Raw genomic sequence first — 23,759 nt, forward strand, 5'->3', positions numbered from 1 at the left:
CAGGACCGGAGCGGACTTCCGGCCATATGGGGAGGGTGCCATGAAGGCTATGACCAAACGCGGATTCGTGAAACTGGCGGCAGCGGCCGGCATTGCCGCCGGCGTGAGCATCGCTCCGCTCGCCACGGCATTCGCCGCCGACAAGATCACGGTCGGGGCGCTGCGCTTCACCTCGCATGCGCCGAGCTTCATCGCCTTCGAGCGCGGCTATTTCGCCGACGAGGGGCTGGAGGTCAGTTTCGAGTTCTTCCAGGCGGCGCAGCCGATGGCGGTGGCCATCGCCTCCGGCGACGTCGATTTCGGCATCACCGCGATTTCCGGCGGCCTGATCAACCTGGCCGAAAAGGGTGCCATCAAGGTCGTCGGCGGTGCGCTGCAGGAAGAGCCGGGCGTCGACGGGCAGATGATCCTCGTGTCCAAGGCGGCCTTCGACGCCGGCCTGACCTCGCCGGCCGGGCTGAAGGGCAAGAGCTTCGGCATCACCCAGACGGGCTCGTCGTTCCACTACATCGCCCACAAGATCGCCGACAAGGAAGGCTTCGACCGCTCGGAGATCACCCTGCGGCCGCTGCAGAAGGTCGGCGCGATCATCGGCGCGCTGAAGACCGCCCAGATCGACGCCTGGGCCATCGTACCGCACATCGCCAAGCCGCTGGCCGCCGGGCCGGAGATCGAGTCCATCGGCATGGTGGCGGACTATATCCCCGACTACCAGGTGACGACGGTCTTCACCTCGACCGCCAACACCAAGGACAAGCCGGACCTGGTCAAGCGCTTCCTCGCGGCCTTCTCCAAGGGGGCGGCCGATTTCAACGCGGCCTTGATCGACAAGACCACCACGGACGAGGACGCCGAGGCGCTGGTGCAGCTGCTGCACAAGTATGTCTACAACGACCAGCCCTACGAGAAGGCAGCTCCCTCCATCCGCAACGGCGCGATGCGGGTCAACGAGGGCGCGAAGCTCAACATGACCTCGATCGCCGACCAGCTCGACTGGTTCAAGTCCGAGAAGCTGGTGCCCGAGACCGTGACGATGGAGCTCCTCGTCGATCCGAGCTTCGTCGAGACGAACTGAGCCGGAACGGGCAGGCGAAGAGCAGGCAAGGAACGCAGCCGATGGATCTCCTGCTGCGCGGGATCACGCATCGCTATGGCGCGACCGAGGTGCTGAGCGGGATCGACCTCGCGGTCAGCGAAGGCGAGATCGTGTGCATCATCGGTCCGTCGGGCTGCGGCAAGTCGACCCTGCTGCGCTTCATCGGCGGGCTGGAGCGGCCGGACGAGGGCGAGGTGCTGCTCTCCGGTCCGGTGCCCTCCGGTTCGCTCAATCCGCTGACCTATGTCTTCCAGGACTTCGCGCTGCTGCCCTGGCGCAGCGTCGAGGCGAATGTCTCGCTGGTTCTGGAAGACCATCCGCTGTCCGCGGCGGAGCGCGAGGAGATCGTCGCCGACGTGCTGGAGCGCACGGGGCTTTCCGATTTCCGCAAGGCGCTGCCGCGGCAGCTTTCCGGCGGCATGAAGCAGCGCGTCGCCATCGCCCGGGCGCTCAGCGTGCGTCCGGCGGTGATGCTGATGGACGAGCCGCTGTCGGCGCTGGACAGCCAGACGCGCGAGCTGCTGATGGACGACCTCGTCGCCCTGTGGCAGCGCGAGCGCTTCACCGCCTGCTACGTCACCCACAATCTCGCCGAGGCCGTGCGTCTCGGCCACCGCATCGTCGTGCTGTCGCGACGGCCGGGGCGGATCCGCACCATCGTGGAGATCGACCGCGATCTCGGCGCGCGCGAGGCGGGCGACCCGAAGCTGGACGCCGTGCAGCGCGAGCTGTGGCAGCTCCTGCGCGACGAAGCGCGTGCCGCCGACAGGGAGATCGCCGATGACGTCGCTTGACCAGATGTCCGGCGGCCGGGCGACCGGCGAGAGCGAAGCATCGTCCGAGACCCTGCGCCCGGTTCCCTATCGCGGCGGCGGCTTTCGTCCCGTGCCGATCCGGCTGATCGGGCCGCTCGTCTTCCTGGCGATCATCGCGCTGTGGGAGGCCGGCTCGCGCAGCGGCGTCATCAGCAACCTGGTGCTGCCGGCCCCGAGCGAGGCTTTCGAGGCCTTCAGCTACCTGGTCGAATCGGGCCAGCTGTGGCGGCACCTGTCGGCCTCGCTGCAGCGGCTCGTGATCGGCTGGACGCTGGGCACCGCGCTCGGCATCGCCGTCGGGCTCGGCATCGGTCTCTTTTCTCTGGCGCGGGCCGGCCTGCTGCCGCTGGTCTCGGCGCTGTTCCCGATCCCGAAGATCGCTCTCTTGCCGCTCTTCGTGATCTGGTTCGGCATCGGCGAAGGCTCGAAGGTCGCGACGATCCTGTTCGGTTCGTTTTTCCCGACCGTCATCGCCACCTATGGCGGCGTCGACAATGTCGACCGCACGCTTGTGCGCATGGGCCAGTCCTTCGGACTGTCGTGGTGGTCGATCGTGCGCAAGATCATCCTGCCGGGCGCCATGCCGGCGATCCTGTCGGGCTGCAGGATCTCCGCCTCCATCGGCATCATCCTGCTGGTGGCGGCCGAGATGATCGGCGCCGAATACGGCGTCGGCGCCTACATCCTGATGGCCGGCAGCCTGTTCGCCACCGACCAGCTGCTGGCGGGCGTCGCGATCCTGTCGGTGCTCGGCCTCATCGTCAGCTGGCTGATCGGCCGGCTGGAGCGCTGGCTGCTGGCCTGGCGCGGCTGAGGCGGCACGGGTTCCGGATAGCGGCAGCCTCAAAGCGAAAATGCCCGGAGCCTTGCGGCGTCCGGGCATTCGAAAGGATTGCGGCAGGCAGGGCTCAGCCGAACAGGCTGGACACCGACTGCTCGAGCGCGGTGCGCGAGATCGCCTCGCCCATGAGCGGGGCGATGGAGATGGTGCGGATGTTCGGCGCGGCAAGCACGGCGGCCGTCGGCTCGATGGAATTGGTGATGACCAGTTCCTTGAGCTTGGACGAGGACACGCGGGCAACCGCACCGCCGGACAGGACGCCGTGGGTGATGTAGGCGGTGACCGACTTGGCGCCCTGGGCGAGCAGTGCCTCGGCGGCGTTGCACAAGGTGCCGCCGGAATCGACGATGTCGTCGACCAGGATGCAGTCGCGGCCCGACGGATCGCCGATGATGTTCATGACCTCCGACTCGCCAGGCTTGTCGCGGCGCTTGTCGACGATGGCCAGCGGCGCGTCGATTCGCTTGGCCAGCGCGCGGGCACGGACCACGCCGCCGACATCCGGGGAGACGACCATGACGTTGTCCGTCGAGTAGCGCTCCTTGATGTCGCGGGTCATCACCGGCGCGGCGAACAGGTTGTCGGTCGGAATGTCGAAGAAGCCCTGGATCTGGCCGGCATGCAGGTCCAGCGTCAGCACGCGATGGGCACCGGCATGGGTGATCAGGTTGGCGACCAGCTTGGCCGAGATCGGCGTGCGGCCGGAGGCGCGGCGATCCTGGCGGGCGTAGCCGAAATAGGGCACGACCGCGGTGATGCGCTTGGCGGAGGAGCGGCGCAGAGCGTCGATGACGATCAGCAGCTCCATCAGGTGGTCATTGGCGGGAAAGCTGGTCGACTGCAGGACGAAAACGTCCTCGCCGCGCACGTTTTCCTGCAGTTCGACGAAAATCTCCTGGTCGGCGAAACGGCGCACCTGACACTTTGCCAGGGGCGCCCCGAGATAGGACGAGATTTCCTCTGCAAGCGCGCGATTGGAATTGCCCGCGACGATCTTCATGGCCCGCAAGTCCTTTCTTGGGTCCGTCGCCGCACGGGGAACGCAGCGCCGGCACGACAGGGTCACACGGTGGTCTGTCTGGTCTTCTTTCGTGGCCTAGGTCGAAGCGCGGCAGGCCAGACCGGAGACCGGCATTGGCGAGCCTTCCTCCTACAGGCGGCGGCGTTTTAACAACGCGTCCCGCCTTGCACAACCGGCCAGTGCGCCTGTCGGCTATTTTTCCTTGATATCGGCGCGCTCAGCGGCGCAGCCAGGCAGCGAGTTCGGCGACGGAGCGGCGCGCGGCCCGGTTCAGCGCATCGTCGTCGATGCCCGACCAGGGGTCGCCGGAGGAACCGGGGGCCGATTCCTGCCCCAGGATGCGGTGCAGTCTGTTGCCGCCGGCATCGACGACGTCGAACACGTAGAAGAGCGTCGTCTGGGACTGGTCGCCGGACGCGGAGAGGTAGCCGTTGATGCGATAGGAGGCCGGCGCCCCGACGCGGCGCACCAGGCGAAGGTTCTGGTTGCGCGCCTCGGCGCCGATCTGCCGCGACAGGGCGTCGGCGATGTTGCCGGGGGCGCCGGTGAAGGGCTCGAAGGCGAAGGTCGCCTGGTCCGCCGGGACGCTGGGCACCGGGACGGCGGCAGGCTGCGAGCGCGAGCCGGAGACATAGGCGGGCGGGGTGGGATCGCCGGCACAGGCTGCCAGCAGGAGCGCGAGCGCCGGCACAGCGGCACGCAGAACGGTTTTTCTGGTGGAATGGAACGCGTTCATCTGGCCTTGCTGGTCCCCGTATCCGTCTTCGGTCCTGGACCGGCTGCGGGGCGAACGCGCCTCCTGGCGTCCGCGGCACCGGTTTCAGGTTTCTTCGTTTAGCCCGCCTTGACCGGCAGGTCGAGGGGGAGCTTGGAAAGACACTCCGCGCGCCCCTCATGCGTCAGGTAGGTCTGGCCGAGCGACATGGCCGCGCCGCTGTCCGAATCCATCAGGATCATATGCGTGAAGATGACCATGCCGGGCACGATGCGGGCCGGATTGCCGCGATAGGCCATCGGCCAGTCCATCCAGCTCGGCGCGAACCGCGCGCCCAGCGAATAGCCGCAGGCATTGAGCCGGTGGGCACCTTCCCCGCGTGCGTCCACCTCGCGGGCATGGGCCTCGAAGACCTCGCCGAAGGTGCGGCCCGGAACGAGGCACTCCTCGACGGCGGCAAGCGCTGCACGGGCAGCCTCGTAGAGCGCGACATGCCGTCCGGTCGGCTCTCCGACGATGACCGTGCGCATGGCGGCGACATGATAGCGGCGGAAGGCGCCGGCCCATTCCAGCGTCAGCTGGTCGTTGCGGTCCAGCACCCGGCGGCCGGTCTGATAGCGGCACAGCAGGGCTTCGGGCCCGGAGCCGATGATGAACTCGTTGCCCGGATAATCGCCGTCGCCGGCAAAGACGGCGCCCTGCATGGCGGCGAGGATCTCGCCCTCGCGGGCGCCCTCCCGAACCAGCGGCAGGGCGGCCTCATAGGCGGCATCGGTCAGGCTGGCGGCGCGGCGGACATAGGCGATCTCGGCCGGCGACTTCACGGCGCGCAGGTGCTGCACGACCATCGAGGCGTCTTCCAGGCGCGCGAAATCGGACATCAGCGTCGCGATGTCGATGGCGATGCGCCCGGTCATGCCGTGGGTGTCGTATTCGACGCCGATGCGGGCGCCGCCGAGGCCCAGTTCTGCAAGCAGGTCGCGTAGCTGCAGCACCGGCGAGGCGCCGTCGCGGTCCTCCCACACGCGGATATCCTCCAGGATGGAGGTGATCTGCGCCTGGCGCAGGTCGGCCGAACGGGTGAGCAGGACGATGGCGCCGTCGCGGGTGACCACCATCGACTGGAAGAAGCAGAAGCCGAACGTGTCGTAGCCGGTCAGCCAGAACATGCTCTCCTGGGCGAAGAGCAGCATGGCGTCGTGGCCGGTGTCAGCCATGCGGGCGCGAAGGGCGTCGAGCCGGGAGGCGTATTCCTCCCGTGTGAAGGCGAGCGACATGGATCAGCTTCCCGAAAGGGCGATGGCGGAGACGAGGCGGCCGTAATCCGGTTCGCCGCGATGGGTGGCGCGGCGGTAGGAGAAGAACAGCTCCTCCTGCGCGTAGGTGCAGCGGTCGAGATTGGCGGCGGTGGCGACGCCGGCGGCCTGCAGCCGCGCCAGGATGTAGGCGGGCAGGTCGAACATTGCGTGGCCGGCATTTTCGGAAGGCGAGAAGAAGCGCTGGTTGGCTGTGTCCGCCTCGAGAAAGCGGGTGACGAATTCCTCGCCGACTTCGTAATTGGCCTTGGAGATCGTCGGGCCCAGCACGGCGACGACACGCTCGTTGCGGGCGCCGAGCCGCTGCATGGCGGCGAGCGTCGCCTCCAGGACGCCGGTGAAGGCGCCGCGCCAGCCGGCATGGGCGGCGCCGATGACGCGGGCCTGCGGATCGGCGAAGAGCACCGGGCCGCAATCGGCGGTGGAAATGCCGAGTGCGATGCCGGGCCGGTCGGTCACCAGCGCATCGCCGCGCGGCTGCGCGCCTGCCTCCCACGGGGTATCGACGACGATCGCATCCGGAGAATGGTGCTGGTAGGGCGACAGCAACGCCCCCGGAGCCACGCCCATCAGGCTGGCGACGCGGGTGCGGTTTTCCAGGACGGCGGCGCGCTCGTCGCGCGAGCCGAGGCCGATGTTGAGCGAGGCGTAGATGCCGCTGGAGACGCCGCCCTGCCGGGTGAAGAAGCCGTGCGAGACACCGGGAAGTCCGGCAAGGTCCGGGGAGGTGAGCATGGGGCGTGAGGGCCTGTTTCGTGGCGGGGCGACGTTTGCCGGGATGGTGGTTTGAAGCGAAGCCGGTGTCAAACGCCATCGAAGAGCGGCAGCGCAGCCTCATGGGGTGCAACGGCAAGCACCTTGAAAAGCTCGCCCATTTCCTGGGGCGCTGCCAGCCGCTCGACCTCGCCGCGGATGCGCTCCTGCTCCTGCGGCGAGCGGCCCGCGCCGACCTGGCCGGCGCGCTCCAGCAGGCCGAGGCGGAGCAGGAAGTCGCCCTGCGTCATCAGGGCGCGCGGGCGCAGCCCGCCGGTGCGGGCGGCGCGGGCCAGCGCCTCGAAGTTCACATGGGCGGTGAGGTCGGCGCGGCCCGGCTCGGCGAGCACCTCGACATGGCGATGGGCGCGAAGGGCCTGCAGCGTCTCGCCGGTGGCGGTGCGGGCATAGCCGTAGTCGATGGCCAGCAGGGCACCGCCCTGCCGGGCGATGCGGCCGGCAAGCTCTTCCATCAGCGCATTGGCGAGCGGCTGGGTCTCGAGGATCGCGCCCTCGGCAGCGCCCGCAAGATCGGCCGGCAGGGAGCCCGGGTCGAGACTTCCGGTGCCGGCGACGAACCGGAGGGTGCCGGTCGCATCGAGCCCGACGGCCCGCTCGCGCCACCCCTCGGCCGTCCTGACATATTGGCGGATGGGCAGGGCGTCGAAGAACTCGTTGGCGACGACGAGCAGCGGCGCGTCCTTGGGTAGGTCGGCGATGCGGTCGTGCCAATGCGCGCGCGCTGCGGCCTCGCCCAGCGTGATGCGCTGGATGGCGCGCAGCCGGCGGCTGGTCTCAATGAGATGCAAAGTGGTGGCCTCGCGAAAGGCCGGGCGCAGGGCCGCGACGCGCAGCATGTCGGCCATCAGCGTGCCGCGGCCGGGGCCGAGCTCGACCAGATGAAAGTGCTGCGGACTGCCGAGTGCGGCATGGGCCTGGACGAGCCAGGCGCCGACAAGTTCGCCGAAGAACTGGCTGACTTCCGGCGCGGTGATGAAGTCGCCTTCCGCCCCGAAGGGCTCTGCCTGCATGTAGTAGCCGTGCTCTGGATCGGCGAGGCACAGGCCCATGAAGTCGAAGACGGACATGGGGCCGCCGGCCTCGATCAGCGCGCGGAGGCGTGCGCCGAGCGGCGTTGTCTGCGGTTTGGGCGACGTCACGCGGCCCGGTCCGGTGCGCTGCTGTCGTCCACGGGCGGCTTGCGCAGCGCCCGTGCGATGGCCCACAGGCCGACGATGATCATCGGCAGCGACAGCAGGATGCCCATGGTCAGCCCCGGCCCGAGATAGCCGATATGGGCGTCGGGGACCCGGAAGAACTCGACGAAGGAGCGCGACAGGCCGTAGCCGAGCGCGAAGGTGCCGGCAACGAGGCCGGGGCGGCGGAAGCCGCCGCGAAGCACGACGATGCGGGCGACGACGAGCAGCAGCAGCCCCTCGAGGGCGGCCTCGTAGAGCTGGCTCGGGTGGCGGGGATCGGGCCCGGCGCCAGGGAAGACGAAGGCCCAGGGCACATCGGTCACGCGGCCCCACAATTCGCCATTGATGAAGTTGGCGAGGCGCCCGAAGAACAGGCCGATGGGCGCGACGGCGCCGGCAAGGTCGAACAGCGTCCACAGCGGGATGCCGCGCCGCCATGCGAAGACGACCATGGCGAGAACGACGCCGAGGAAGCCGCCGTGGAACGACATGCCGCCCGACCACACCTGCAGGATGTCCATCGGGTTCTGCAGGTAATAGGCCGGCGCGTAGAACAGCACGTAGCCGAGGCGCCCGCCGAGGATCGTGCCGATGGTTGCGTAGACGATGAAATCGTCGACATCGACCAGCGAGGGACGCGGCGTCCGGCCCCACAGATCGTCGCGGGAGACGAGGCCGCGCATGTAGCGCCAGCCGAGCAGCAGCCCGGCGATATAGGCGAGCGCGTACCAGCGGATCGCGAAGGGGCCGAGTTCGATCAGCACGGGATCGATGGCGGGAAAGGGCAGGGCAAGGATCGGCATGGGGGCTCCGGCTCGCCGGCGGACCGGCAGGACATGCGGCGCGACGTTGCCGCTCCGGGCAGCGTGCGTCAAGGCTGCGGCGATTTCTCCGAGATGGGGTGTTTCGTCGCGCACAAAAGCGCACTACCTAGGAGAACGTGAGATGCGGCCCGACGGGCCGGCAGCAGGGAAGGACTGGCCATGACACAGGGACCGAACCGGGTTCTCGACGATTTCGCCAAGCTGATGACGGATATGGCCGGTGTCGCCCAGGGCGCGCGGCGCGAGGTGGAGACCGCGTTCCGGGCGCAGGCCGAGCGCTTTCTCGCAGACATGGACCTGGTCAAGCGCGAAGAACACGATGTCGTGAAGGACATGGCGGCGCGGGCACTCGACCGGATCGACGAACTCGAGGCGCGGATCGCCGCGCTGGAGACGTCGGCGGCAAAGCCGCGCTCGGCCAAGGCAAAAGCGGCAGAAGACTGAGGCCCGAGAGGCTCTGCGAATCGGCGCAGGATCGGCACCCGGTGTCTTCGCCGGGTGCGAGGAAAGACGTTGCTGCGCCTCGCCGTCCACAGTTTCAAAAGCGTAAAGAAAAGTGAACATATCCTTGAAATAAGTTCTCCCTATATACTGAAGTCAGGCGGAGATTCGCGGGACGGCGATGCCGGGGGCACCAAACGTCATCGCGGCTCGCGGACATTCGCTTGCGGCAGGCCAGCATCCTGCGGACCGACACGGTGGCCACGCGCTTCGGCAGCGCCGCGCATGGCCCGCAAGCCGAGAGGAACCTCCCATGAGCCTCATCGACATCGACTTCGAACGGCCCGCCAACCCCGTCGACACGATCGAGCATATCGCCGCCATCAACGACTGGTCCTTCGAGCGCTCCTGCGACGAAGAGATCACGATTTCCGTTGCCGGCCACTGGTGCGACTATCACGTCTCGTTCTCCTGGATGGAGGACCTGGAGGCGCTGCATCTGGCCTGCGCCTTCGACCTGAAGGTGCCGGATCCGCGCCGCACCGAGGTCGTGCGCCTGCTGGCGCTCGTCAACGAGCAGCTGTGGATGGGGCATTTCGACCTGTGGAACCGCGAGGGCGTGGTGATTTTCCGCCAGTCGCTGCTGCTCGCCGGCGGAGCCGAGGCGACCTCCAAGCAGATCGAGGGACTGCTCACCAACGCGCTCGATTCCTGCGAGCGCTACTACCAGGCCTTCCAGTTCGTGGTCTGGGCGGGTAAAAGCGCCTCCGAGGCAATCGACACCGCCTTGTTCGAAACCGCGGGGGAAGCATGAGTTTTTCGAAGGAGCGTCCGCTCGTCCTTGTCGGAGCCGGCAAGATGGGGGGCGCCATGCTGTCGGGCTGGCTCGCCGCCGGCACCGAGCCGGAATCGGTCCTCGTCGTCGATCCGAAGCCCTCGGCCGAGTTGCTCGACATGGTGGCGAAGTCCGGCATCCGCTATGCGGAGGCCGTCACCGAGGGGCTGAAGGCCGGCGTTCTGCTGGTGGCTTTGAAGCCGCAGATCATGGAAAGCGTGCTGCCGAGCCTGGCACCCGCCGTCGACGAGCGCACGCTGGTGATTTCGGTCGCCGCCGGCACTCCGGTCGCAGCGTTCCGCAAGGCGTTCGGCGATGTCGCCATCGTCCGCGTGATGCCGAATACCCCGTCCCAGGTGGGCCGCGGGATGAGCGTCGGCTATGCCAACGACCGAACCGACGGCGAGCAGCGGGCCACGGTCGACAAGTTGCTTGCAGCCATCGGCGCGTCCGACTGGGTCGAGCAGGAAGAGCAGATCGACGCGGTCACCGCCGTCAGCGGGTCCGGACCGGCCTATATCTTCTACCTGACCGAGGCGCTGGCTTCTGCCGGCGTCAAAGCGGGTCTGCCGGAAGACCTGGCGATGCGCATCGCCCGCCAGACCGTGTGCGGGGCGGGCGAACTGCTGTATCGCTCCGACCTGCCGGCGGCGGAGCTGCGCCAGAATGTCACCTCGCCGAACGGGACGACCGCGGCTGCGCTCGCCGTGCTGATGGAGCCGGAAAGCGGCCTGCAGCCGGTGATGGACAAGGCCGTGGCGGCCGCGCGCAAGCGCTCGCAGGAACTGGCCGGCTGAGGAAGCCGGCTTTGCGGCGCCGGGATTGAGGCGCCGCACCTGCTTTCTTGCGCCAAGGCTCGAAAAGTCGCCTCGGGTTCCCTACATCCTCACCAGGTGTTCGTGACCGGCCTGTCGCAGCGGCGGCTGAAATTCGGTCACATGCGATCCGGAGGTGACCATGGCCACCGCGAAAACCAGGCAGAAGATCGTCGCAAGCTTCCTCTCGCTTCTCGGCGAAAAGGGCTGGCACGGCTTCGAGATGGCGGATGTCGCGCGCGAGGCGGGCGTCAAGCTGTCGGTGCTGCGCGCAGAGTTTCCCGGCAAGACGGCGTGCCTGCGGGCATTCCTGTCCGACATCGACCAGAAAGTGCTGGATTCCATCGATCCCGACATGGACGATGAGCCGGCGCGCGAGCGGCTGTTCGACGTGCTGATGACGCGCCTCGATACGCTGTCTCCCCATAGGGAAGCGATCCGCGCCCTGCGCAAGGCGGTGCAGCGCGATCCGCAGCTGGCGCTCAAGCTCAACCGCGAGGCTGTTACCTCGCAGCGCTGGATGCTGACGGCGGCGGGCATTCCGGCGGCCGGGCCGCGTGCGGCGCTGATGTCGCAGGCGCTGGTGGTGGCCTTCGCCCGTGTCGTGGACGTCTGGCTCGACGACGAGGATCCCGGTCTTGCCCGGACCATGTCGGCGCTGGCCCGCCAGCTCGACGAGGGCGAGGTGTGGATGGGCCGGCTCGACCGTGTCGGCCGCTTCCTGAAGCCGTTCCTGACGCGCGCCCGCGAGCGCGGCACGAGGCAGGACGACAGTCCGTCCCAGGCCGACGGGCGGGAGGAAGCCGGGGCTTCCCCGAGCGCTGCCTGACGACTAAAGTGGCGGGAGCGCCGCACCTCCGCGCCGGCCGAAAGGTCCGCGCGGGCTATCACGTTCCCGCCTACCGTCGTCCAGGACACCATCCATCATGACGAAAGACCATGCGGCCGCTTCGCCGGCCATTTCCTTTGACGAGTTCCTCAAGGTCGACATCCGCGTCGGCCGTATTGTCGAGGCCGCGCCCTTTCCGCAAGCCCGCAAGCCAGCGATCAAGCTGATGATCGATTTCGGCACCGAGATCGGTCTCAAGAAATCCAGCGCCCAGATCACCCGCCACTACACGCCGGAAGAGCTGGTCGGCCGCCAGGTGATGGCGGTCGTCAACTTCCCGCCGCGCCAGATCGGGCCGATGATGTCGGAAGTCCTGACGCTCGGCGTGCCCGATGCCGATGGCGAGGTCGTGCTGCTGGCACCGGACCAGGACGTGCCGCTCGGCGGCCGCCTGTTCTGAGGCGGGCCCGTGTTCGTGTCCTAGTGCGGTGTATTTGAAATACGTCTCATTTCGCAGCACGCACCAGAGCGTATTTCAAATCCGAAACCCGCAATATAAACAAAAACTTACTAGTAGCCTATCGAATCTGAAGTTCGTTCAGCGCGTGCCGTGGAATGCGACGAACTTCAGATTCGGGCGACTAGACCGGGATGCGGACGCGGGCACGCAGGCCGCCCAGCGTGTCGCTGTCGCCGAGCACGATGTCGCCACCATGGGCGCGCACGACGTCGCGGGCGATGGCAAGGCCAAGGCCGCTGCCGCCGCTGTCGCGGTTGCGCGCCTGGTCGAGCTGATAGAACGGGCGGAAGACATTTTCCCGCTCCTCGATGGGGACGCCGGGCCCGTCGTCGTCGATGGTGATGGTCAACCAGCCGTCCGCGTTGCGCCCTTCGATGGCCAGCCGGTTTCCATGGCGGGCCGCGTTGGTGACGAGGTTGGTCAGGGCCCGCTTGAAGGCGCTGGGCCGCAGGGTGACCTCCGGCGGGCCCTCCAGGTGAGAGGTCACCGAGGCGCCGAGAATCTCGGCTTCCGCCTCCAATTCCTCGAACAGCAGGGCGATATCCGTGGGTTGCGCCTGCTCGTCTCCTTCGCCGCGGGCGAAGGCGAGATAATCCTCCAGCATCGTCTTCATCTCGTCGACGTCGCGCTGCAGGGCGCGTACCTCCTCGCTGTCGGGGAAGAGCGCGAGTTGCAGGCGAAATCGCGTCAGGATGGTTCTGAGGTCGTGGCTGACGCCCGCGAGCATCGCCGTGCGCTGCTCGATCTGGCGTTCGATACGCCGGCGCATCTCGATGAAGGCCTGGGCGGCCCGGCGCACTTCGCGCGCGCCGCTGGGGCGGAAGTCCTCGATAGGCCGCCCCTTGCCGAAGCTCTCCGCGGCATTCGCCAGTCGCTCCACCGGTCGGGTCTGGTTGCGCAGGAACAGCATTGCGAGGATCACCAGCACGAGCGAAGACGATACCATCCAGACGATGAAGAGATGCGAGTTGGACGCATAGGTCTGGCTGCGGCGCGCGATGACTCGCAGCACGTTGTTTTCCAGCTTGATGCGCAGCTCGACGAAGCTGGAGCGGCCGACGGTGTCGATCCAGAAAGGCTTGCCGATCCGAGCGGCGATCTGCTGCGACAGATAGCGGTCAAGGATGTCGAAAAAGGGCTTGGGACGCGGCGGCGGCAGCGGCTCGAGCGGCAGCAGTGTGATGGCGAGACCAAGGTCGCTGCGCGCCATCTCCGTGATCTTCTGGAATTCCTCTTCGCTACGGCTGTCCTCGGTCAGGCGTACGATCATCGAGATGTCGCGGACAACCGCGTCCGACAGTCGCTGCGTGACGAGATTGTAGTGCCGCTCCATGAAGACGAAGGCGAGCACGGCCTGCATGACCACCAGCGGGGTGATGATGATCAGCAGCGTGCGGGTGAAAAGGCCTTTCGGCATGCGCCGGTAAAGCGCGCCTGCAAGGGCCCGGTAAGGCGTTGCCAGCAGTTCGCCCAGCCGGCGCAGGCTCGCCGGCATCGGCAGGGCGCCAAGGCGGGCGAGAGCGCCGCGAAACGATGTGCTCAATCGCATACGAGCCTGTAGCCGATGCCGCGCACGGTCTGCAGATAGAGCGGGTTGCCGGGGTCCGTCTCGATCTTGCGCCGCAGCCGGTTGATCTGCACGTCGACCGTGCGTTCGCCGAGCCCGCTGTCGTCGCCGACGATCTCGGTGCGCGGCACGGTTTCGTTGGGCTTTTCGGTGAAGAGCGCCAGGATCTCCTTTTCCCGGTCGGTGAGACGGATCACCTCTTCGCCGCGGCGCAGCTCGCGGCGCGCGGCGTCGAAGACATAGGGGCCGAAGCGGATATCGGTCGGCTCGTTGATCTCCGGCGTGGAGCGACGGCGCAGGATCGCGCGGATGCGCAGCAGCAATTCGCGCGGCTCGAACGGCTTGACCAGGTAGTCGTCGGCGCCGGCCTCGAGCCCGGCGATCCGGTCGGCGGCGTCGGAACGGGCCGTCAGCATCAGGATCGGTACGTCAGAGCGGGCATGCAGGTCGGCGGCGAGCTCCAGCCCGCTCTCGCCCGGCATCATCACATCGACCACCAGGAGGTCGAAGGCCAGCCCGTTCAGGCGCCGGCGCGCCTCGGCTGCAGAAGCCGCGACCGTGATGCGGAAGCCGTGCTCGGCAAGGAAGCGCTTCAGCAGCGTGCGGATGCGGGTATCGTCGTCCACCAGCAGCAGGTGAGGAGCATCGTCCTGCAGACTGGCTGCCGGCGCCGCGCTCGCGGTCTGGCTCTCGATGCTGTCGGTCGTCACGGGCTCACCCTCGTCTGGGCCGGCCGGTCAATCAGGCGGGCAACGTCGCCGCGCTGATCCGGATCGATCATATGATACAGGAACTGCCGGGCGATATCGTGGCTCTCCGGCGGCATGTCGCCGAGGGCCCGGCGGATGCGGCGGGCCTGCAGGTCGGTGAGACGGGCCGCCAGCTGCTCGCCCTCGGCCGTGGCAAAGAGCAGCCGCTCGCGGCGGTCCTGCGGCCCGGGTTCCTGCAGGATATAGCCTTCTTCCACCAGCTGTTTCAGCACCCGGGCGAGGCTCTGCTTGGTGATCTTGAGGATCGCCAGCAGGTCGGTGACGCGCAGGCCCGGATTGCGGCTGACGAAATGCAGCACGCGGTGATGGGCCCGCCCGAAACCGAACTCGGCCAGCGCCGCATCCGGATCCGCGGTGAAGTCCCGATAAGCGAAGAACAGCAACTCGATGAGGTCGATGGGGATCTCCGTCGAGGTGGCCGGCTGGCCCTGTTTCGCGCCTTGCGAGAAATTTATGTCAGCCATATTGACTTATTTCCGACCGATTGTTACACGTATCCAGTCTGCAGCGAAACGATCGTACGTCATCGCCCTTCAAGCATGGTAGATGTTGTCCGTAGGCGTTGCAGAACGCGGCTTTCCGGGCTAGGCGTGCGACTCCGGTGTCGTGCGTGTTCAGGCGCCGAGCGGCCCGTCACCATACAAACAGTTGACGGGCCGCGCAAAGCCGCGAGACGGAACCACATTTCAGTCGTGACGGTACCGGCCGGACCGGTATCTCATTCAAACGCAAACGGGATCGAGCCCGTTGCCTGTTTCGGGAGTAGTTCATATGGCGCAGCTGCCCTTTGACCAACGCGAAGGCCACATCTGGTATGATGGCGCATTCGTGCCGTGGGCCGATGCCAAGCTCCACGTACTGAGCCACGGCCTGCACTATGCCAGCAGCGTCTTCGAGGGCGAGCGCGCCTATGGCGGCGAGGTGTTCAAGCTCGACGAGCACACCGAGCGCCTGCACGAGTCGGCCCGCATCCTCGGGTTCGAGATCCCCTACAGCGCCGAGACCATCAACCAGGCGACGCGCGAACTGCTGGCCAAGGGCAATCTGGTCGACGCCTACGTTCGTCCGGTGGCCTGGCGCGGCAGCGAGATGATGGGCGTGTCGGCCCAGTCCAACACCATTCATCTGGCGATCGCCGCCTGGGAGTGGCCGAGCTACTTCAAGCCGGAAGAGCGGCTGAAGGGTATTCGTCTCGACATGGCGGCCTATCGCCGTCCGGACCCGATGACGGCTCCCTCGCGCTCCAAGGCGGCCGGCCTCTACATGATCTGCACGATCTCCAAGCACGATGCCGAGCGCAAGGGCTATGCCGATGCCCTGATGCTCGACTGGCGCGGCCAGATCGCCGAGGCGACGGGCGCCAACGTCTTCTTCGTGAAAGACGGCAAGATCCATACGCCGACGCCGGATTGCTTCCTCGACGGCATCACCCGCCGCACGGTCATCGACCTGGCCAAGCGGCGTGGCTTCGAGGTTATCGAGCGGGCGATCCTGCCGGACGAGATGGAGGGCTTCGAGGCCTGCTTCCTCACCGGCACGGCGGCGGAAGTGACCCCGGTCTCCGAGGTGGGACCGTACACGTTCACGGTCGACGCGATCACCAAGACGTTGATGGAAGACTATCACGTCGAGGTGCAGCCGAAGGCCGAGGCAAGGATCGCCGCTGCCGGCTGATCTCCCCGGGGTCCTGCGGACGAATACGCGAAGGGCGGCCGGTCGGCCGCCCTTTTGCTTTTTGCGCTCAGATCGGTCTGGCTAGACGGTGAACATCCGCCCGCGCTCGGTCCAGACGACGACGGCAAGGCCCGAGAGGGCGAAGCAGGCGAAGCCGAGGGTCAGCGGCAGCACCGATCCGTCGAAGCGGCTGGAGACGAGGAAGCCGAGCGCTGCGCCGCCGCTGGTGGTGACGAAACCGAGCATCGCAGAGGCCGCGCCGGCGATGTGGCCGAGGGGCTCCATGGCGATGGCGTTGAAATTCGGACCTATCAGCCCGAAGGAGAAGACGCCGAGCACCAGCAGCCCGGTGAAGACGAAAAGGTTCGAGCCGAAGGTCAGCGCGGCGATCACCTGGACGATGTTGAGCAGCGCGTAGGCGACCAGCGCCCAGTGCGAGAGCGGGCGCAGGCCGATGCGCTCGACCAGCGAGGCGCTGAGGAAGGACGAGGCGGCGAGCGCCAGGCCCATTGCGGCAAAGACCAGCGGGAAGGCCGCGCCGAGGCCGAACAGGTCCACATAGATCTGCTGCGCCGAGGCGATGAAGGAGAACAGCGCGCCGAAGATCAACGTCGTCGCCAGCATATAGCCGAAGGTGGTGCGGGTGGCGAGCGTGGTACGGTAGGCGCCGAGCACGGCGGTAACGGAAAGCGGCCGGCGTTCCTCCACGGGAAGCGTCTCGCGCAGGCGCAGCAGGCACCAGCCGAGCATGGCGAAGCCGCCGAAGGTGAGCATCAGGAAGATGGCGCGCCAGGGCGCGACGAAGAGGATCAACTGGCCGATGGACGGTGCGATGACCGGCACGCTCATGAAGACCATCATGACGAGCGACATCACGCGGCCCATGCGGGCGCCGGAATAGCAGTCGCGCACGGCCGACAGCGCCACCACGCGGGGCGCGGCGCAGCCGATGCCCTGCAGCAGGCGGGCAAGCAGCATCTGCTCCATGGTCGGGGCGAAGACGCTGAGAAGTCCGGCAAGGGCATAAAGGGTCAGTCCGCCGAGCAGGACGGGGCGCCGGCCGAAACGGTCCGACAGCGGACCGCAGACGAGCTGCGCCGAGCCGAAGCCGATCAGGTAGACGATGACGATCTTCTGGCGTTCGTTGGGATCGGCGATGGAGAAGGCTCGGCCGATATCGCCGAGCGCGGGAAGCATCACGTCGATGGCGAGGGCGTTCAGCGCCATCAGCGCGGCAACGATCGCGACGAATTCCGTGAAGCCGAGGCCATGGCGCGGGCCGTCGATCACCTCGACGGGCGTAGCTGTGGTGTTCATGAGCGGTCCGGTCGCAGACCTCCGGTCAATCCGAAGGCGCGCCTGTTTGGGGAGGGGGCATGTCTGCCACGAATAGGCAAGACTTCCTCCCTTATGGACGGCAGGTCAAGCCTTCCAGCGGTCTGCGTCGCGCGTGTCGCTGTCGCGCGCGTCCACCCAGTTGCCGCTGGTGCCGTCCTTGAGGTGCTCCTTCTTCCAGAAGGGCGCGCGGGTCTTGAGATAGTCCATCAGGAACTCGGCCGCCTCGAAGGCCGCGCGGCGGTGGCGCGACGCCGCGACGACCAGCACGATGTTGCCGCCCGGCTCGATCCGGCCATGACGGTGGATCGCGGTGAGCCCGTCGAGCGGCCAGCGCTCGCAGGCCCGGCGGGCAATGCGGGTGATCTCCGCCTCGGCCATGCCGGGATAGTGCTCCAGTTCCAGCGCTGCCAGACGGCCGCCTTCGTCGCGGCAAAGGCCCGTGAAGGTGACGACGGCACCGATGTTCGGATTGGCCCGCCGAAGCTGCTCGATCTCGGCAGCCACGTCGAAATCGTCGCTCTGGATGCGGACCTCGACCGGCGCCAGGTCGGCTGGGGAGGGCGTCGACGTATCGGTCATGGCGGGCTCAGCCGCCGGTCATCGGCGGGAAGAAGGCCGCCTCGCGCACGCCTGCCAGCGGCGCGTCATGCTCGGCATGCTCCTGGTCGAGGGCAACGCGGATGATCTCGCGGTCGGCGAAGGCGCTGGCATAGCCCTCGTCGCGGGCGGCCAGCCAATCGAGCAGGTCGGCGACCGTGGTGATGCTGCCTGGCAGGTCCACGGTTTCGGAATCCTGGCCGATCCGCTCGCGGACCCAGGCGAAGTAGCGCAGCTGCATTCTCGTGCTCCGTCCTTGCGGCGGTCCCGACCCCTGTTTGCTCAGTCCCGCACCAGGTGGCCGATGCCGGCCCGGAAATAGTCGTAGCCGGTATATAGCGTCAGCAGGGCGGCGATCCACAGGGCGATCAGCCCGAGAATCTGCGTGCCGGGAAGCACGGTCTCGCCGGCCGGCCCGGCCAGCAGGAAAGCCATGGCAACGAGCTGGACGGTGGTCTTCCACTTGGCGAGCTTGGTTACCGGCACGCTGACGCGAAGGTCGGCGAGAAACTCCCGCAGGCCCGAGACCAGGATTTCGCGGCACAGGATGATCGCCGCGGCAATCATCGACCAGCCGCCGATATCGCCCCGCCCGGCCAGCAGCAGGAGGCAGACGGCCACCAGAAGCTTGTCTGCTATGGGGTCGAGCATCTGGCCGAGACGCGACTGCTGCTGCCAGGCACGGGCAAGATAGCCGTCGAAGAAATCGGTGATGGCGGCGACGATGAAGATGCCGAGGGCGACCCAGCGCGGGCCGTGGCCGGGGAAATAGAAGCAGATCATGACCGCGGGAACCGCAAGGATGCGCCCGTAGGTCAGGATGTTGGGAAGGCTCCAGACATGGGATTGAGACATGTCGCTTCAGGGTCTCGCACTGCATGAGTGGCGGGGATAGGTATCGTCCTTGAAGCATGCGGGCCCCATCGCGTCAATCGGGCCTCCATGCCGCAGGCGGTTGCAAACGCGTTACCGGTGCCCTGAAACTGCAGCGGGCCGGATCTCCCGTCCGCAGGAATGACGGGTATATCTGGGACAGTCACAGGCAGTCGGCGGGGTCGCGCAATGATCGAGAGGCGGAACGAATTCGGACAGGCAATCGGGCCGGATGTGCCGGGCTGGACGCCGCGCGAACTGCCGCCGCGCTCGGTCATGCAGGGCCGGACCTGCCGTCTGGAGCCGTACGAGCCTCGCCATGCCGCGGGTCTTTTCGCCGCCTATCGCGAGGATGCGGACGGGCGCAACTGGACCTATCTCGGTTACGGCCCCGTCGAGACCGAGGCCGAGTTCCTGAAATTCGCCGAGGCGACCTATCGGAGCGAGGATCCGCTGTTCCATGTGGTGGTGGACGCGGCGAGCGGGCGCGAACTCGGCATCGCCAGTTATCTGCGGATCGACGCGGCGAACGGCGTGATCGAGGTCGGGCACATCAATTTCTCGCCGCTCATGCAGGGCAGCGTGCAGTCCACCGAGGCGATGTACCTGATGATGCGGCGGGTGTTCGACGAGCTCGGCTATCGCCGCTACGAGTGGAAATGCGATGCGCTGAACGGCCCTTCGCGGCGGGCCGCCGGACGGCTCGGCTTTTCCTACGAGGGCACGTTCCGCCAAGCAATGGTCTACAAGGGGCGCAACCGCGACACGGCGTGGTTCTCGATCCTCGACAGCGAATGGCCGCACTTGCGTACGGCGTTCGAGGCCTGGCTATCGCCGGAGAATTTCGACCTGCAGGGCCGGCAGATCCAGCGTCTCGAGGAGATCCGCTCACAGGCGCGGTGAGGGCGGTTCAGCCGAAAACCCGGTCGCCCTGTTCGTCAATGATCTGGCGGGCCTTGCGTGCGGCGAACTCCGCGGCCTGTTCCTCGCTCGGCATCAGGTCGGCGCGGATGAAATCGTGGGTGCGGGTGTCGCCGTCGTCGAAGGTGCGGGAAATGGAGCCGGCGACCTGCCACTGGCCGTCGCGCGAGGTCGGCGCCGGGGTGATGAGGTAACCCTTGTATTCCTGAGTCTGGTGGCGCGAGGCCGCCGGAGCCTTGTCTCCGCCGCCGCCGAACAGTCCGCTGAAGATCTTGCCGAAAACCATTGCCCGTCCTTCCCTCTGTGTCCGCCGCCCCCGCCGGCTCAAGCGTCGGCTGTTCCGCCGTCCGTTTCAACCCCGCGGCCGCCGTCATACGACAGCTGCCGTCGCGACCAGTGACGCCGGCACAGGGAGACATAGCGATCCTCGCCGCCGATGACCACCTGTTCGCCCTGCTCGACGATCCGCCCCGAACCGTCCAGCCGCGCGACCATGGTCGCCTTGCGGCCGCACCAGCAGATCGTCTTGACCTCGCGCAGGGTGTCGGCAAGCGCCAGCAGGGCGGCGCTGCCGGGGAACAACCGCCCCTGGAAATCGGTGCGCAGCCCGTAGCACATCACCGGGATGCCCATGTCGTCGGCGACACGGGCGAGCTGCCAGACCTGCTCTTCGGTGAGGAACTGCGCCTCGTCGACGAAGACGCAATCGACGGGGCCCGCGCTGCGGCGGTTTGCGATATGCGCGGCAAGGTCGGTCGTGGCCTCGAAAAGATCGGCTTCCGCGGCAAGTCCGATGCGCGAGGCGATGCGCCCGTGCCCGGCGCGGTCGTCGATCGCCGCCGTCAGCAGCAAGGTCGCCATGCCGCGTTCGCGGTAGTTGTAGGCCGCCTGCAGCAGGATGGTCGACTTGCCGGCATTCATCGAGGAGTAGCTGAAATAGAGCTTCGCCATGGGTCCGAACAAGGCTGGTGGTCAGAAGGGAATCGGCCACGCGGCCTTGTGCATCATGGCTGCTTGCCGCTTGCCGCCCGACCTTTCCGGGCGGTTTTGCACAGATTAGGGCGGTGCGCGCGCTATTCGTGGAAGTGGTCGTAGATCATGCGCGCGACCGTTTCCGACACGCCGTCGACCGCCATCAGGTCATCGAGGCCGGCCTTGGAGACCGCCTTGGCCGTGCCGAAGTGGCGCAGCAGCGCGCGCTTGCGGGCAGGGCCGATGCCGGTGATCTCGTCGAGCGGGCTGCGGGCGATGTCCTTCTTGCGCCGCGCCCGGTGCGTGCCGATGGCAAAGCGATGCGCCTCGTCGCGCAGGCGCTGCACGAAATACAGCACCGGGTCGCGCTCCGGCAGCATGAAGGACGGCTTGCCGGGCACGAAGAACTTCTCGCGCCCGGCGTCGCGGTCCGGCCCCTTGGCGATGCCGACCAGCGGTACGTCCTCGATGCCGAGCGCGCTCAGCGTCTCGCGCGCCGCGTTGAGCTGTCCGAGGCCGCCGTCGATGAAGACGAGGTCCGGCCATGCCGGAATTGCGCTGGTGTCCTCCACCGTATCCTCGTCCGGGTTCGCCGCTTCGGGGGCGGGCGCTGCCGTCGCCTTGCGCTCGTCGGCGTGCTCCTTGAGCAGGCGCGAGAAGCGCCGCGTCAGCACTTCGCGCATCATGCCGTAGTCGTCGCCCGGAACCAGCTCCTCCGAGCGGATGTTGAACTTGCGGTACTGGCCCTTGGCGAAGCCTTCCGGGCCGGCGACGATCATGCCGCCGACCGCGTTTGTGCCCATGATGTGCGAGTTGTCGTAGACCTCGATGCGGCGCGGCGTTGCGCCCAAGCCGAAGGCCTCGCCCACGCCCTTGAGCAGGCGGGCATGGCTGCTGGTCTCCGCCAGCCGGCGGCCGAGCGCCTCGCGTGCGTTCTTGCGGGCGTGCTCGACGAGTTCCCGCTTCTCGCCGCGCTGCGGCACCGCCACTTCGACCTTGTGGCCGGCGCGCTCCGACAGGGCGGCAGCGAGCAGCGCCCGCTCCTCGATTTCGTGCGACAGCAGCACCAGCCGCGGCACCGGCTTGTCGTCATAGAACTGAGCGAGGAAACTCTCCAGCACCTCGGCAACGCCGAGCGAGCGATCAGCACGTGGGAACAGGGCATGGTTGCCCCAGTTCTGGCCGGTGCGGAAGAAGAACACCTGGATGCAGTACTGCCCGCCTTCCTCGTGGATGGCGAAGACGTCCGCCTCCTCCACGCTCTGCGGGTTGATGCCCTGGTGCGACTGGATATGGGAGAGGGCCGCGAGGCGGTCGCGATAGACGGCCGCGCGCTCGAAATCGAGCGTCTCGGAGGCCGCCTCCATCTGGCGCGCGAGGTCCTTCTTCACCATCTGGCTGCGGCCCGACAGGAAGGACTTCGCCTCCGCGACGAGGCCGGCATAGTCCTCCTGGTCGATTTCGCCGGTGCAGGGGCCCGCGCAACGTTTGATCTGGTAGAGCAGGCAGGGGCGGCTGCGGTTGGCGTAGTAGCTGTCGGTGCAGTTGCGGATCAGGAAGGCCTTCTGCAGCGCAGTGATCGTCCGGTTGACCGCGCCGGCGGAGGCGAAGGGGCCGAAATAGCTGCCCTTGCGCCGGCGGGCGCCGCGATGCTTGACGAGGGCAGGGGCCTCGTGGTCGCCGGTGACGAGGATGTAGGGAAACGACTTGTCGTCGCGCAGCAGCACGTTGAAGCGCGGACGCAGGCGCTTGATCAGATTGGCCTCGAGCAGCAGCGCCTCGGTTTCCGTGCCTGTGGTCACGAACTCCATCGAGGCAGTGGCCATGATCATCCGCATGATGCGGTTGGACTGGCCCTGCAGGCGCGTGTAGCTGGTCACCCGCTTCTTCAGCGAGCGCGCCTTGCCGACATAGAGAACCGCGCCGTCCTCGTCGAGCATGCGGTAGACGCCCGGCCCGAGCGGCAGCCTTCGCACGGCATGCGCGATGACGTCGACGCCGCGTGCGTCCGGCCCGAGCGGCGAGGGCTCGGCCTCGAAGACCGGCATGGGCACCCGCCCGCCGCCGTCTCCGGCACTTTCGCCCGCGCCCGTATCTCCGCTCTCGGCGGCCTCGTCGGTGTCGAGGTCGTCGGGCAGGTCGTCGTCGGGAGGAAGGTCGTTGTTGCGTCCGTTCATTCCGCGATGCCTACGACGTCCGGGGTCTCCCAGGCAAGATGCTGGCCGCCATCGAGGGCGATCATCTGGCCGGTGATCGACGGCGTCTCCCACAGATAGCGGATGGTGCGGCCGAACTCCTCCAGCGCGGGGCCGCGGCGCAGCAGCACGGCTTCGGCCTGACGGGCGAAGTCCGATGCCTGCTGGCGGGTGTTGGCAAGGGTCGGGCCTGGGCCGATGCCGTTGACGCGGATTCGCGGGGCAAGCCCTTGTGCCAGTGTCTGCGTGGCGGCCCACAACGCTGCCTTGGACAGGGTGTAGGAGAAGAACTGCGGCGTCAGCTTCCACACGCGCTGGTCGATGATGTTGACCACGAGCCCGGTCGCAGCACTCGGGAGAGCGTTTGCCATCTCCTGGGTCAGGAAGATCGGCGCACGGGTGTGGATCGCCATGTGCTTCTCGTAACGGTCCAACTCCAGCTCGCCGATCTCATCCTTCTCGAAGATCGAGGCGCTGTTGACCAGCAGGCGGACGGGGCCGAGTTGCGTGCGTGCGGCCGCCATGATCCGCCCCGGCGTTTCGGGCTGGGTCAGGTCGCCGGCGACGGTGCAGGCACGGCCGCCGCGCGCGGCGATGTCGGTTGCGAGCGCTTCTGCCTCCGACAGCGAGCGGTGGGCGTGGATCGCCACCTGGAAGCCGTTGGCCGCGAGATCCTCGGCAATGGACCGGCCGATGCGCAGGGCCGCCCCCGTCACCAGGGCCACGGGGGAGTGCTCGTTGCTGGCAGGCATCTGGGAAACGGACATGGCGACTCGCTGGTTGTCGAAATGGACGAGATGTCAGCGGGTCTTACGCGAACTCGGGACAGCCC

27 protein-coding genes are annotated in these 23,759 nt (G+C 67.5%); 10 read left to right on the forward strand and 17 right to left on the reverse strand.

Annotation, left to right across the window (positions count from 1 at the left end; translation table 11 throughout):
• Positions 1 to 40 precede the first annotated feature (40 nt).
• The 3 genes from MNI96_RS20780 to MNI96_RS20790 are packed head-to-tail and all read left to right on the forward strand — an operon-like array spanning position 41 to position 2,725.
• Complete coding sequence (locus tag MNI96_RS20780) at positions 41 to 1,075, forward strand: ABC transporter substrate-binding protein (protein WP_249696291.1); 1,035 nt, start codon at positions 41 to 43, stop codon at positions 1,073 to 1,075.
• A 41-nt stretch (positions 1,076 to 1,116) separates the two neighbouring features.
• A complete protein-coding gene (locus MNI96_RS20785; protein ID WP_249696292.1) occupies positions 1,117 to 1,890 on the forward strand; it encodes an ABC transporter ATP-binding protein in 774 nt (257 codons plus the stop codon).
• A gap of 4 nt (positions 1,891 to 1,894) precedes the next feature.
• Positions 1,895 to 2,725, forward strand: coding sequence for an ABC transporter permease (locus tag MNI96_RS20790; RefSeq protein WP_249696393.1), 831 nt, complete (start codon positions 1,895 to 1,897; stop codon positions 2,723 to 2,725).
• A 94-nt stretch (positions 2,726 to 2,819) separates the two neighbouring features.
• On the opposite strand, the gene MNI96_RS20795 is transcribed toward MNI96_RS20790, so the two are convergent.
• From MNI96_RS20795 to lgt, 6 genes are all read right to left on the reverse strand, one after another.
• Positions 2,820 to 3,752: a ribose-phosphate pyrophosphokinase gene (locus tag MNI96_RS20795; protein WP_120267020.1), complete on the reverse strand. Its 933-nt coding sequence runs from the start codon at positions 3,750 to 3,752 to the stop codon at positions 2,820 to 2,822.
• A gap of 238 nt (positions 3,753 to 3,990) precedes the next feature.
• Positions 3,991 to 4,509, reverse strand: a complete 519-nt coding sequence (locus MNI96_RS20800) for a hypothetical protein (RefSeq protein WP_158193339.1) — start codon at positions 4,507 to 4,509, stop codon at positions 3,991 to 3,993.
• Between the two features lie 98 nt (positions 4,510 to 4,607).
• On the reverse strand, positions 4,608 to 5,765 hold the full coding sequence (locus tag MNI96_RS20805) for a M24 family metallopeptidase (protein ID WP_249696294.1): 1,158 nt from the start codon (positions 5,763 to 5,765) through the stop codon (positions 4,608 to 4,610).
• Positions 5,766 to 5,768: 3 nt separating this feature from the next.
• Positions 5,769 to 6,539, reverse strand: coding sequence for a peptidoglycan editing factor PgeF (pgeF, locus tag MNI96_RS20810; RefSeq protein ID WP_249696296.1), 771 nt, complete (start codon positions 6,537 to 6,539; stop codon positions 5,769 to 5,771).
• A 68-nt stretch (positions 6,540 to 6,607) separates the two neighbouring features.
• Complete coding sequence (locus MNI96_RS20815) at positions 6,608 to 7,717, reverse strand: class I SAM-dependent methyltransferase (RefSeq protein ID WP_249696298.1); 1,110 nt, start codon at positions 7,715 to 7,717, stop codon at positions 6,608 to 6,610.
• Positions 7,714 to 8,559: a prolipoprotein diacylglyceryl transferase gene (gene lgt / locus MNI96_RS20820; protein ID WP_249696300.1), complete on the reverse strand. Its 846-nt coding sequence runs from the start codon at positions 8,557 to 8,559 to the stop codon at positions 7,714 to 7,716. Before lgt ends, MNI96_RS20815 begins: the two co-directional genes overlap by 4 nt.
• 180 nt (positions 8,560 to 8,739) lie before the next feature.
• Between lgt and MNI96_RS20825 the strand changes: the two genes are divergently transcribed.
• The 5 genes from MNI96_RS20825 (at position 8,740) to MNI96_RS20845 (ending at position 11,960) form a co-directional block, all read left to right on the forward strand.
• Positions 8,740 to 9,024 carry an accessory factor UbiK family protein gene (locus tag MNI96_RS20825; RefSeq protein ID WP_249696303.1) on the forward strand — a complete coding sequence of 95 codons (285 nt, stop codon included), beginning with the start codon at positions 8,740 to 8,742 and terminating at the stop codon, positions 9,022 to 9,024.
• Positions 9,025 to 9,334: 310 nt separating this feature from the next.
• Positions 9,335 to 9,835 (forward strand): type III secretion system chaperone family protein, encoded by a 501-nt coding sequence (locus tag MNI96_RS20830; protein ID WP_120267025.1) that lies wholly within the window; start codon positions 9,335 to 9,337, stop codon positions 9,833 to 9,835.
• On the forward strand, positions 9,832 to 10,653 hold the full coding sequence (gene proC / locus MNI96_RS20835; RefSeq protein ID WP_249696306.1) for a pyrroline-5-carboxylate reductase: 822 nt from the start codon (positions 9,832 to 9,834) through the stop codon (positions 10,651 to 10,653). Before MNI96_RS20830 ends, proC begins: the two co-directional genes overlap by 4 nt.
• Positions 10,654 to 10,813: 160 nt before the next feature.
• On the forward strand, positions 10,814 to 11,500 hold the full coding sequence (locus tag MNI96_RS20840; RefSeq protein ID WP_249696308.1) for a TetR/AcrR family transcriptional regulator: 687 nt from the start codon (positions 10,814 to 10,816) through the stop codon (positions 11,498 to 11,500).
• 97 nt (positions 11,501 to 11,597) lie between these two features.
• The gene (locus MNI96_RS20845) at positions 11,598 to 11,960 is read left to right on the forward strand and encodes a tRNA-binding protein (RefSeq protein ID WP_249696310.1); all 363 of its coding nucleotides are present in this window, start codon (positions 11,598 to 11,600) and stop codon (positions 11,958 to 11,960) included.
• Positions 11,961 to 12,141: 181 nt separating this feature from the next.
• Here the strand turns inward: MNI96_RS20845 and MNI96_RS20850 are convergent, their stop codons facing one another.
• From MNI96_RS20850 to MNI96_RS20860, 3 genes are read right to left on the reverse strand one after another with little or no spacing between them, the layout of a single operon-like run.
• Complete coding sequence (locus MNI96_RS20850) at positions 12,142 to 13,515, reverse strand: ATP-binding protein (RefSeq protein WP_502960369.1); 1,374 nt, start codon at positions 13,513 to 13,515, stop codon at positions 12,142 to 12,144.
• Positions 13,516 to 13,559: 44 nt separating this feature from the next.
• Positions 13,560 to 14,297, reverse strand: coding sequence for a response regulator (locus tag MNI96_RS20855; RefSeq protein WP_249696312.1), 738 nt, complete (start codon positions 14,295 to 14,297; stop codon positions 13,560 to 13,562).
• On the reverse strand, positions 14,294 to 14,821 hold the full coding sequence (locus MNI96_RS20860; protein ID WP_249696314.1) for a MarR family winged helix-turn-helix transcriptional regulator: 528 nt from the start codon (positions 14,819 to 14,821) through the stop codon (positions 14,294 to 14,296). The genes MNI96_RS20855 and MNI96_RS20860 overlap by 4 nt, the downstream gene beginning before the upstream one ends.
• A gap of 307 nt (positions 14,822 to 15,128) precedes the next feature.
• Between MNI96_RS20860 and MNI96_RS20865 the strand changes: the two genes are divergently transcribed.
• Positions 15,129 to 16,031, forward strand: a complete 903-nt coding sequence (locus MNI96_RS20865) for a branched-chain amino acid aminotransferase (RefSeq protein WP_249696316.1) — start codon at positions 15,129 to 15,131, stop codon at positions 16,029 to 16,031.
• Positions 16,032 to 16,112: 81 nt separating this feature from the next.
• Here the strand turns inward: MNI96_RS20865 and MNI96_RS20870 are convergent, their stop codons facing one another.
• The 4 genes from MNI96_RS20870 to pgsA all read right to left on the reverse strand — a co-directional run bounded on the left by MNI96_RS20870 (position 16,113) and on the right by pgsA (position 18,821).
• Positions 16,113 to 17,348 carry a multidrug effflux MFS transporter gene (locus tag MNI96_RS20870; RefSeq protein ID WP_249696317.1) on the reverse strand — a complete coding sequence of 412 codons (1,236 nt, stop codon included), beginning with the start codon at positions 17,346 to 17,348 and terminating at the stop codon, positions 16,113 to 16,115.
• Positions 17,349 to 17,453: 105 nt separating this feature from the next.
• The gene (locus MNI96_RS20875; protein ID WP_249696319.1) at positions 17,454 to 17,948 is read right to left on the reverse strand and encodes a molybdenum cofactor biosynthesis protein MoaE; all 495 of its coding nucleotides are present in this window, start codon (positions 17,946 to 17,948) and stop codon (positions 17,454 to 17,456) included.
• A 7-nt stretch (positions 17,949 to 17,955) separates the two neighbouring features.
• Positions 17,956 to 18,207 carry a molybdopterin converting factor subunit 1 gene (gene moaD, locus MNI96_RS20880; RefSeq protein WP_249696322.1) on the reverse strand — a complete coding sequence of 84 codons (252 nt, stop codon included), beginning with the start codon at positions 18,205 to 18,207 and terminating at the stop codon, positions 17,956 to 17,958.
• Positions 18,208 to 18,248: 41 nt separating this feature from the next.
• The gene (gene pgsA, locus MNI96_RS20885) at positions 18,249 to 18,821 is read right to left on the reverse strand and encodes a CDP-diacylglycerol--glycerol-3-phosphate 3-phosphatidyltransferase (RefSeq protein WP_249696324.1); all 573 of its coding nucleotides are present in this window, start codon (positions 18,819 to 18,821) and stop codon (positions 18,249 to 18,251) included.
• A gap of 207 nt (positions 18,822 to 19,028) precedes the next feature.
• Between pgsA and MNI96_RS20890 the strand changes: the two genes are divergently transcribed.
• The gene (locus tag MNI96_RS20890) at positions 19,029 to 19,742 is read left to right on the forward strand and encodes a GNAT family N-acetyltransferase (protein WP_249696326.1); all 714 of its coding nucleotides are present in this window, start codon (positions 19,029 to 19,031) and stop codon (positions 19,740 to 19,742) included.
• Between the two features lie 7 nt (positions 19,743 to 19,749).
• Here the strand turns inward: MNI96_RS20890 and MNI96_RS20895 are convergent, their stop codons facing one another.
• From MNI96_RS20895 to MNI96_RS20910, 4 genes are all read right to left on the reverse strand, one after another.
• Complete coding sequence (locus MNI96_RS20895; RefSeq protein ID WP_249696328.1) at positions 19,750 to 20,046, reverse strand: HlyU family transcriptional regulator; 297 nt, start codon at positions 20,044 to 20,046, stop codon at positions 19,750 to 19,752.
• Positions 20,047 to 20,084: 38 nt separating this feature from the next.
• Entirely contained in the window at positions 20,085 to 20,711 is a 627-nt protein-coding gene (locus MNI96_RS20900; protein WP_249696330.1) for a thymidine kinase, read from the reverse strand.
• A 122-nt stretch (positions 20,712 to 20,833) separates the two neighbouring features.
• Positions 20,834 to 22,909, reverse strand: coding sequence for an excinuclease ABC subunit UvrC (uvrC, locus tag MNI96_RS20905; protein ID WP_502960368.1), 2,076 nt, complete (start codon positions 22,907 to 22,909; stop codon positions 20,834 to 20,836).
• Complete coding sequence (locus tag MNI96_RS20910) at positions 22,906 to 23,694, reverse strand: SDR family oxidoreductase (RefSeq protein WP_249696332.1); 789 nt, start codon at positions 23,692 to 23,694, stop codon at positions 22,906 to 22,908. The genes uvrC and MNI96_RS20910 overlap by 4 nt, the downstream gene beginning before the upstream one ends.
• Positions 23,695 to 23,759 lie beyond the last annotated feature (65 nt).

Origin of the sequence: Stappia sp. WLB 29, assembly GCF_023507705.1 — a bacterium.
In the GTDB taxonomy this organism is placed as follows: Bacteria; Pseudomonadota; Alphaproteobacteria; order Rhizobiales; family Stappiaceae; genus Stappia.

Excerpts from the sequence above, each read along its gene's own strand:
- MNI96_RS20780 (WP_249696291.1), top strand. The coding sequence starts at position 41 with ATGAAGGCTATGACCAAACGCGGATTCGTGAAACTGGCGGCAGCGGCC.
- MNI96_RS20785 (WP_249696292.1), top strand. The coding sequence starts at position 1,117 with ATGGATCTCCTGCTGCGCGGGATCACGCATCGCTATGGCGCGACCGAG.
- MNI96_RS20790 (WP_249696393.1), top strand. The coding sequence starts at position 1,895 with ATGTCCGGCGGCCGGGCGACCGGCGAGAGCGAAGCATCGTCCGAGACC.
- MNI96_RS20795 (WP_120267020.1), bottom strand. The coding sequence starts at position 3,752 with ATGAAGATCGTCGCGGGCAATTCCAATCGCGCGCTTGCAGAGGAAATC.
- MNI96_RS20800 (WP_158193339.1), bottom strand. The coding sequence starts at position 4,509 with ATGAACGCGTTCCATTCCACCAGAAAAACCGTTCTGCGTGCCGCTGTG.
- MNI96_RS20805 (WP_249696294.1), bottom strand. The coding sequence starts at position 5,765 with ATGTCGCTCGCCTTCACACGGGAGGAATACGCCTCCCGGCTCGACGCC.
- pgeF (WP_249696296.1), bottom strand. The coding sequence starts at position 6,539 with ATGCTCACCTCCCCGGACCTTGCCGGACTTCCCGGTGTCTCGCACGGC.
- lgt (WP_249696300.1), bottom strand. The coding sequence starts at position 8,559 with ATGCCGATCCTTGCCCTGCCCTTTCCCGCCATCGATCCCGTGCTGATC.
- MNI96_RS20825 (WP_249696303.1), top strand. The coding sequence starts at position 8,740 with ATGACACAGGGACCGAACCGGGTTCTCGACGATTTCGCCAAGCTGATG.
- MNI96_RS20830 (WP_120267025.1), top strand. The coding sequence starts at position 9,335 with ATGAGCCTCATCGACATCGACTTCGAACGGCCCGCCAACCCCGTCGAC.
- proC (WP_249696306.1), top strand. The coding sequence starts at position 9,832 with ATGAGTTTTTCGAAGGAGCGTCCGCTCGTCCTTGTCGGAGCCGGCAAG.
- MNI96_RS20840 (WP_249696308.1), top strand. The coding sequence starts at position 10,814 with ATGGCCACCGCGAAAACCAGGCAGAAGATCGTCGCAAGCTTCCTCTCG.
- MNI96_RS20845 (WP_249696310.1), top strand. The coding sequence starts at position 11,598 with ATGACGAAAGACCATGCGGCCGCTTCGCCGGCCATTTCCTTTGACGAG.
- MNI96_RS20850 (WP_502960369.1), bottom strand. The coding sequence starts at position 13,515 with ATGCCGGCGAGCCTGCGCCGGCTGGGCGAACTGCTGGCAACGCCTTAC.
- MNI96_RS20860 (WP_249696314.1), bottom strand. The coding sequence starts at position 14,821 with ATGGCTGACATAAATTTCTCGCAAGGCGCGAAACAGGGCCAGCCGGCC.
- MNI96_RS20865 (WP_249696316.1), top strand. The coding sequence starts at position 15,129 with ATGGCGCAGCTGCCCTTTGACCAACGCGAAGGCCACATCTGGTATGAT.
- MNI96_RS20870 (WP_249696317.1), bottom strand. The coding sequence starts at position 17,348 with ATGAACACCACAGCTACGCCCGTCGAGGTGATCGACGGCCCGCGCCAT.
- MNI96_RS20875 (WP_249696319.1), bottom strand. The coding sequence starts at position 17,948 with ATGACCGATACGTCGACGCCCTCCCCAGCCGACCTGGCGCCGGTCGAG.
- moaD (WP_249696322.1), bottom strand. The coding sequence starts at position 18,207 with ATGCAGCTGCGCTACTTCGCCTGGGTCCGCGAGCGGATCGGCCAGGAT.
- pgsA (WP_249696324.1), bottom strand. The coding sequence starts at position 18,821 with ATGTCTCAATCCCATGTCTGGAGCCTTCCCAACATCCTGACCTACGGG.
- MNI96_RS20890 (WP_249696326.1), top strand. The coding sequence starts at position 19,029 with ATGATCGAGAGGCGGAACGAATTCGGACAGGCAATCGGGCCGGATGTG.
- MNI96_RS20895 (WP_249696328.1), bottom strand. The coding sequence starts at position 20,046 with ATGGTTTTCGGCAAGATCTTCAGCGGACTGTTCGGCGGCGGCGGAGAC.
- MNI96_RS20900 (WP_249696330.1), bottom strand. The coding sequence starts at position 20,711 with ATGGCGAAGCTCTATTTCAGCTACTCCTCGATGAATGCCGGCAAGTCG.
- uvrC (WP_502960368.1), bottom strand. The coding sequence starts at position 22,909 with ATGAACGGACGCAACAACGACCTTCCTCCCGACGACGACCTGCCCGAC.
- MNI96_RS20910 (WP_249696332.1), bottom strand. The coding sequence starts at position 23,694 with ATGTCCGTTTCCCAGATGCCTGCCAGCAACGAGCACTCCCCCGTGGCC.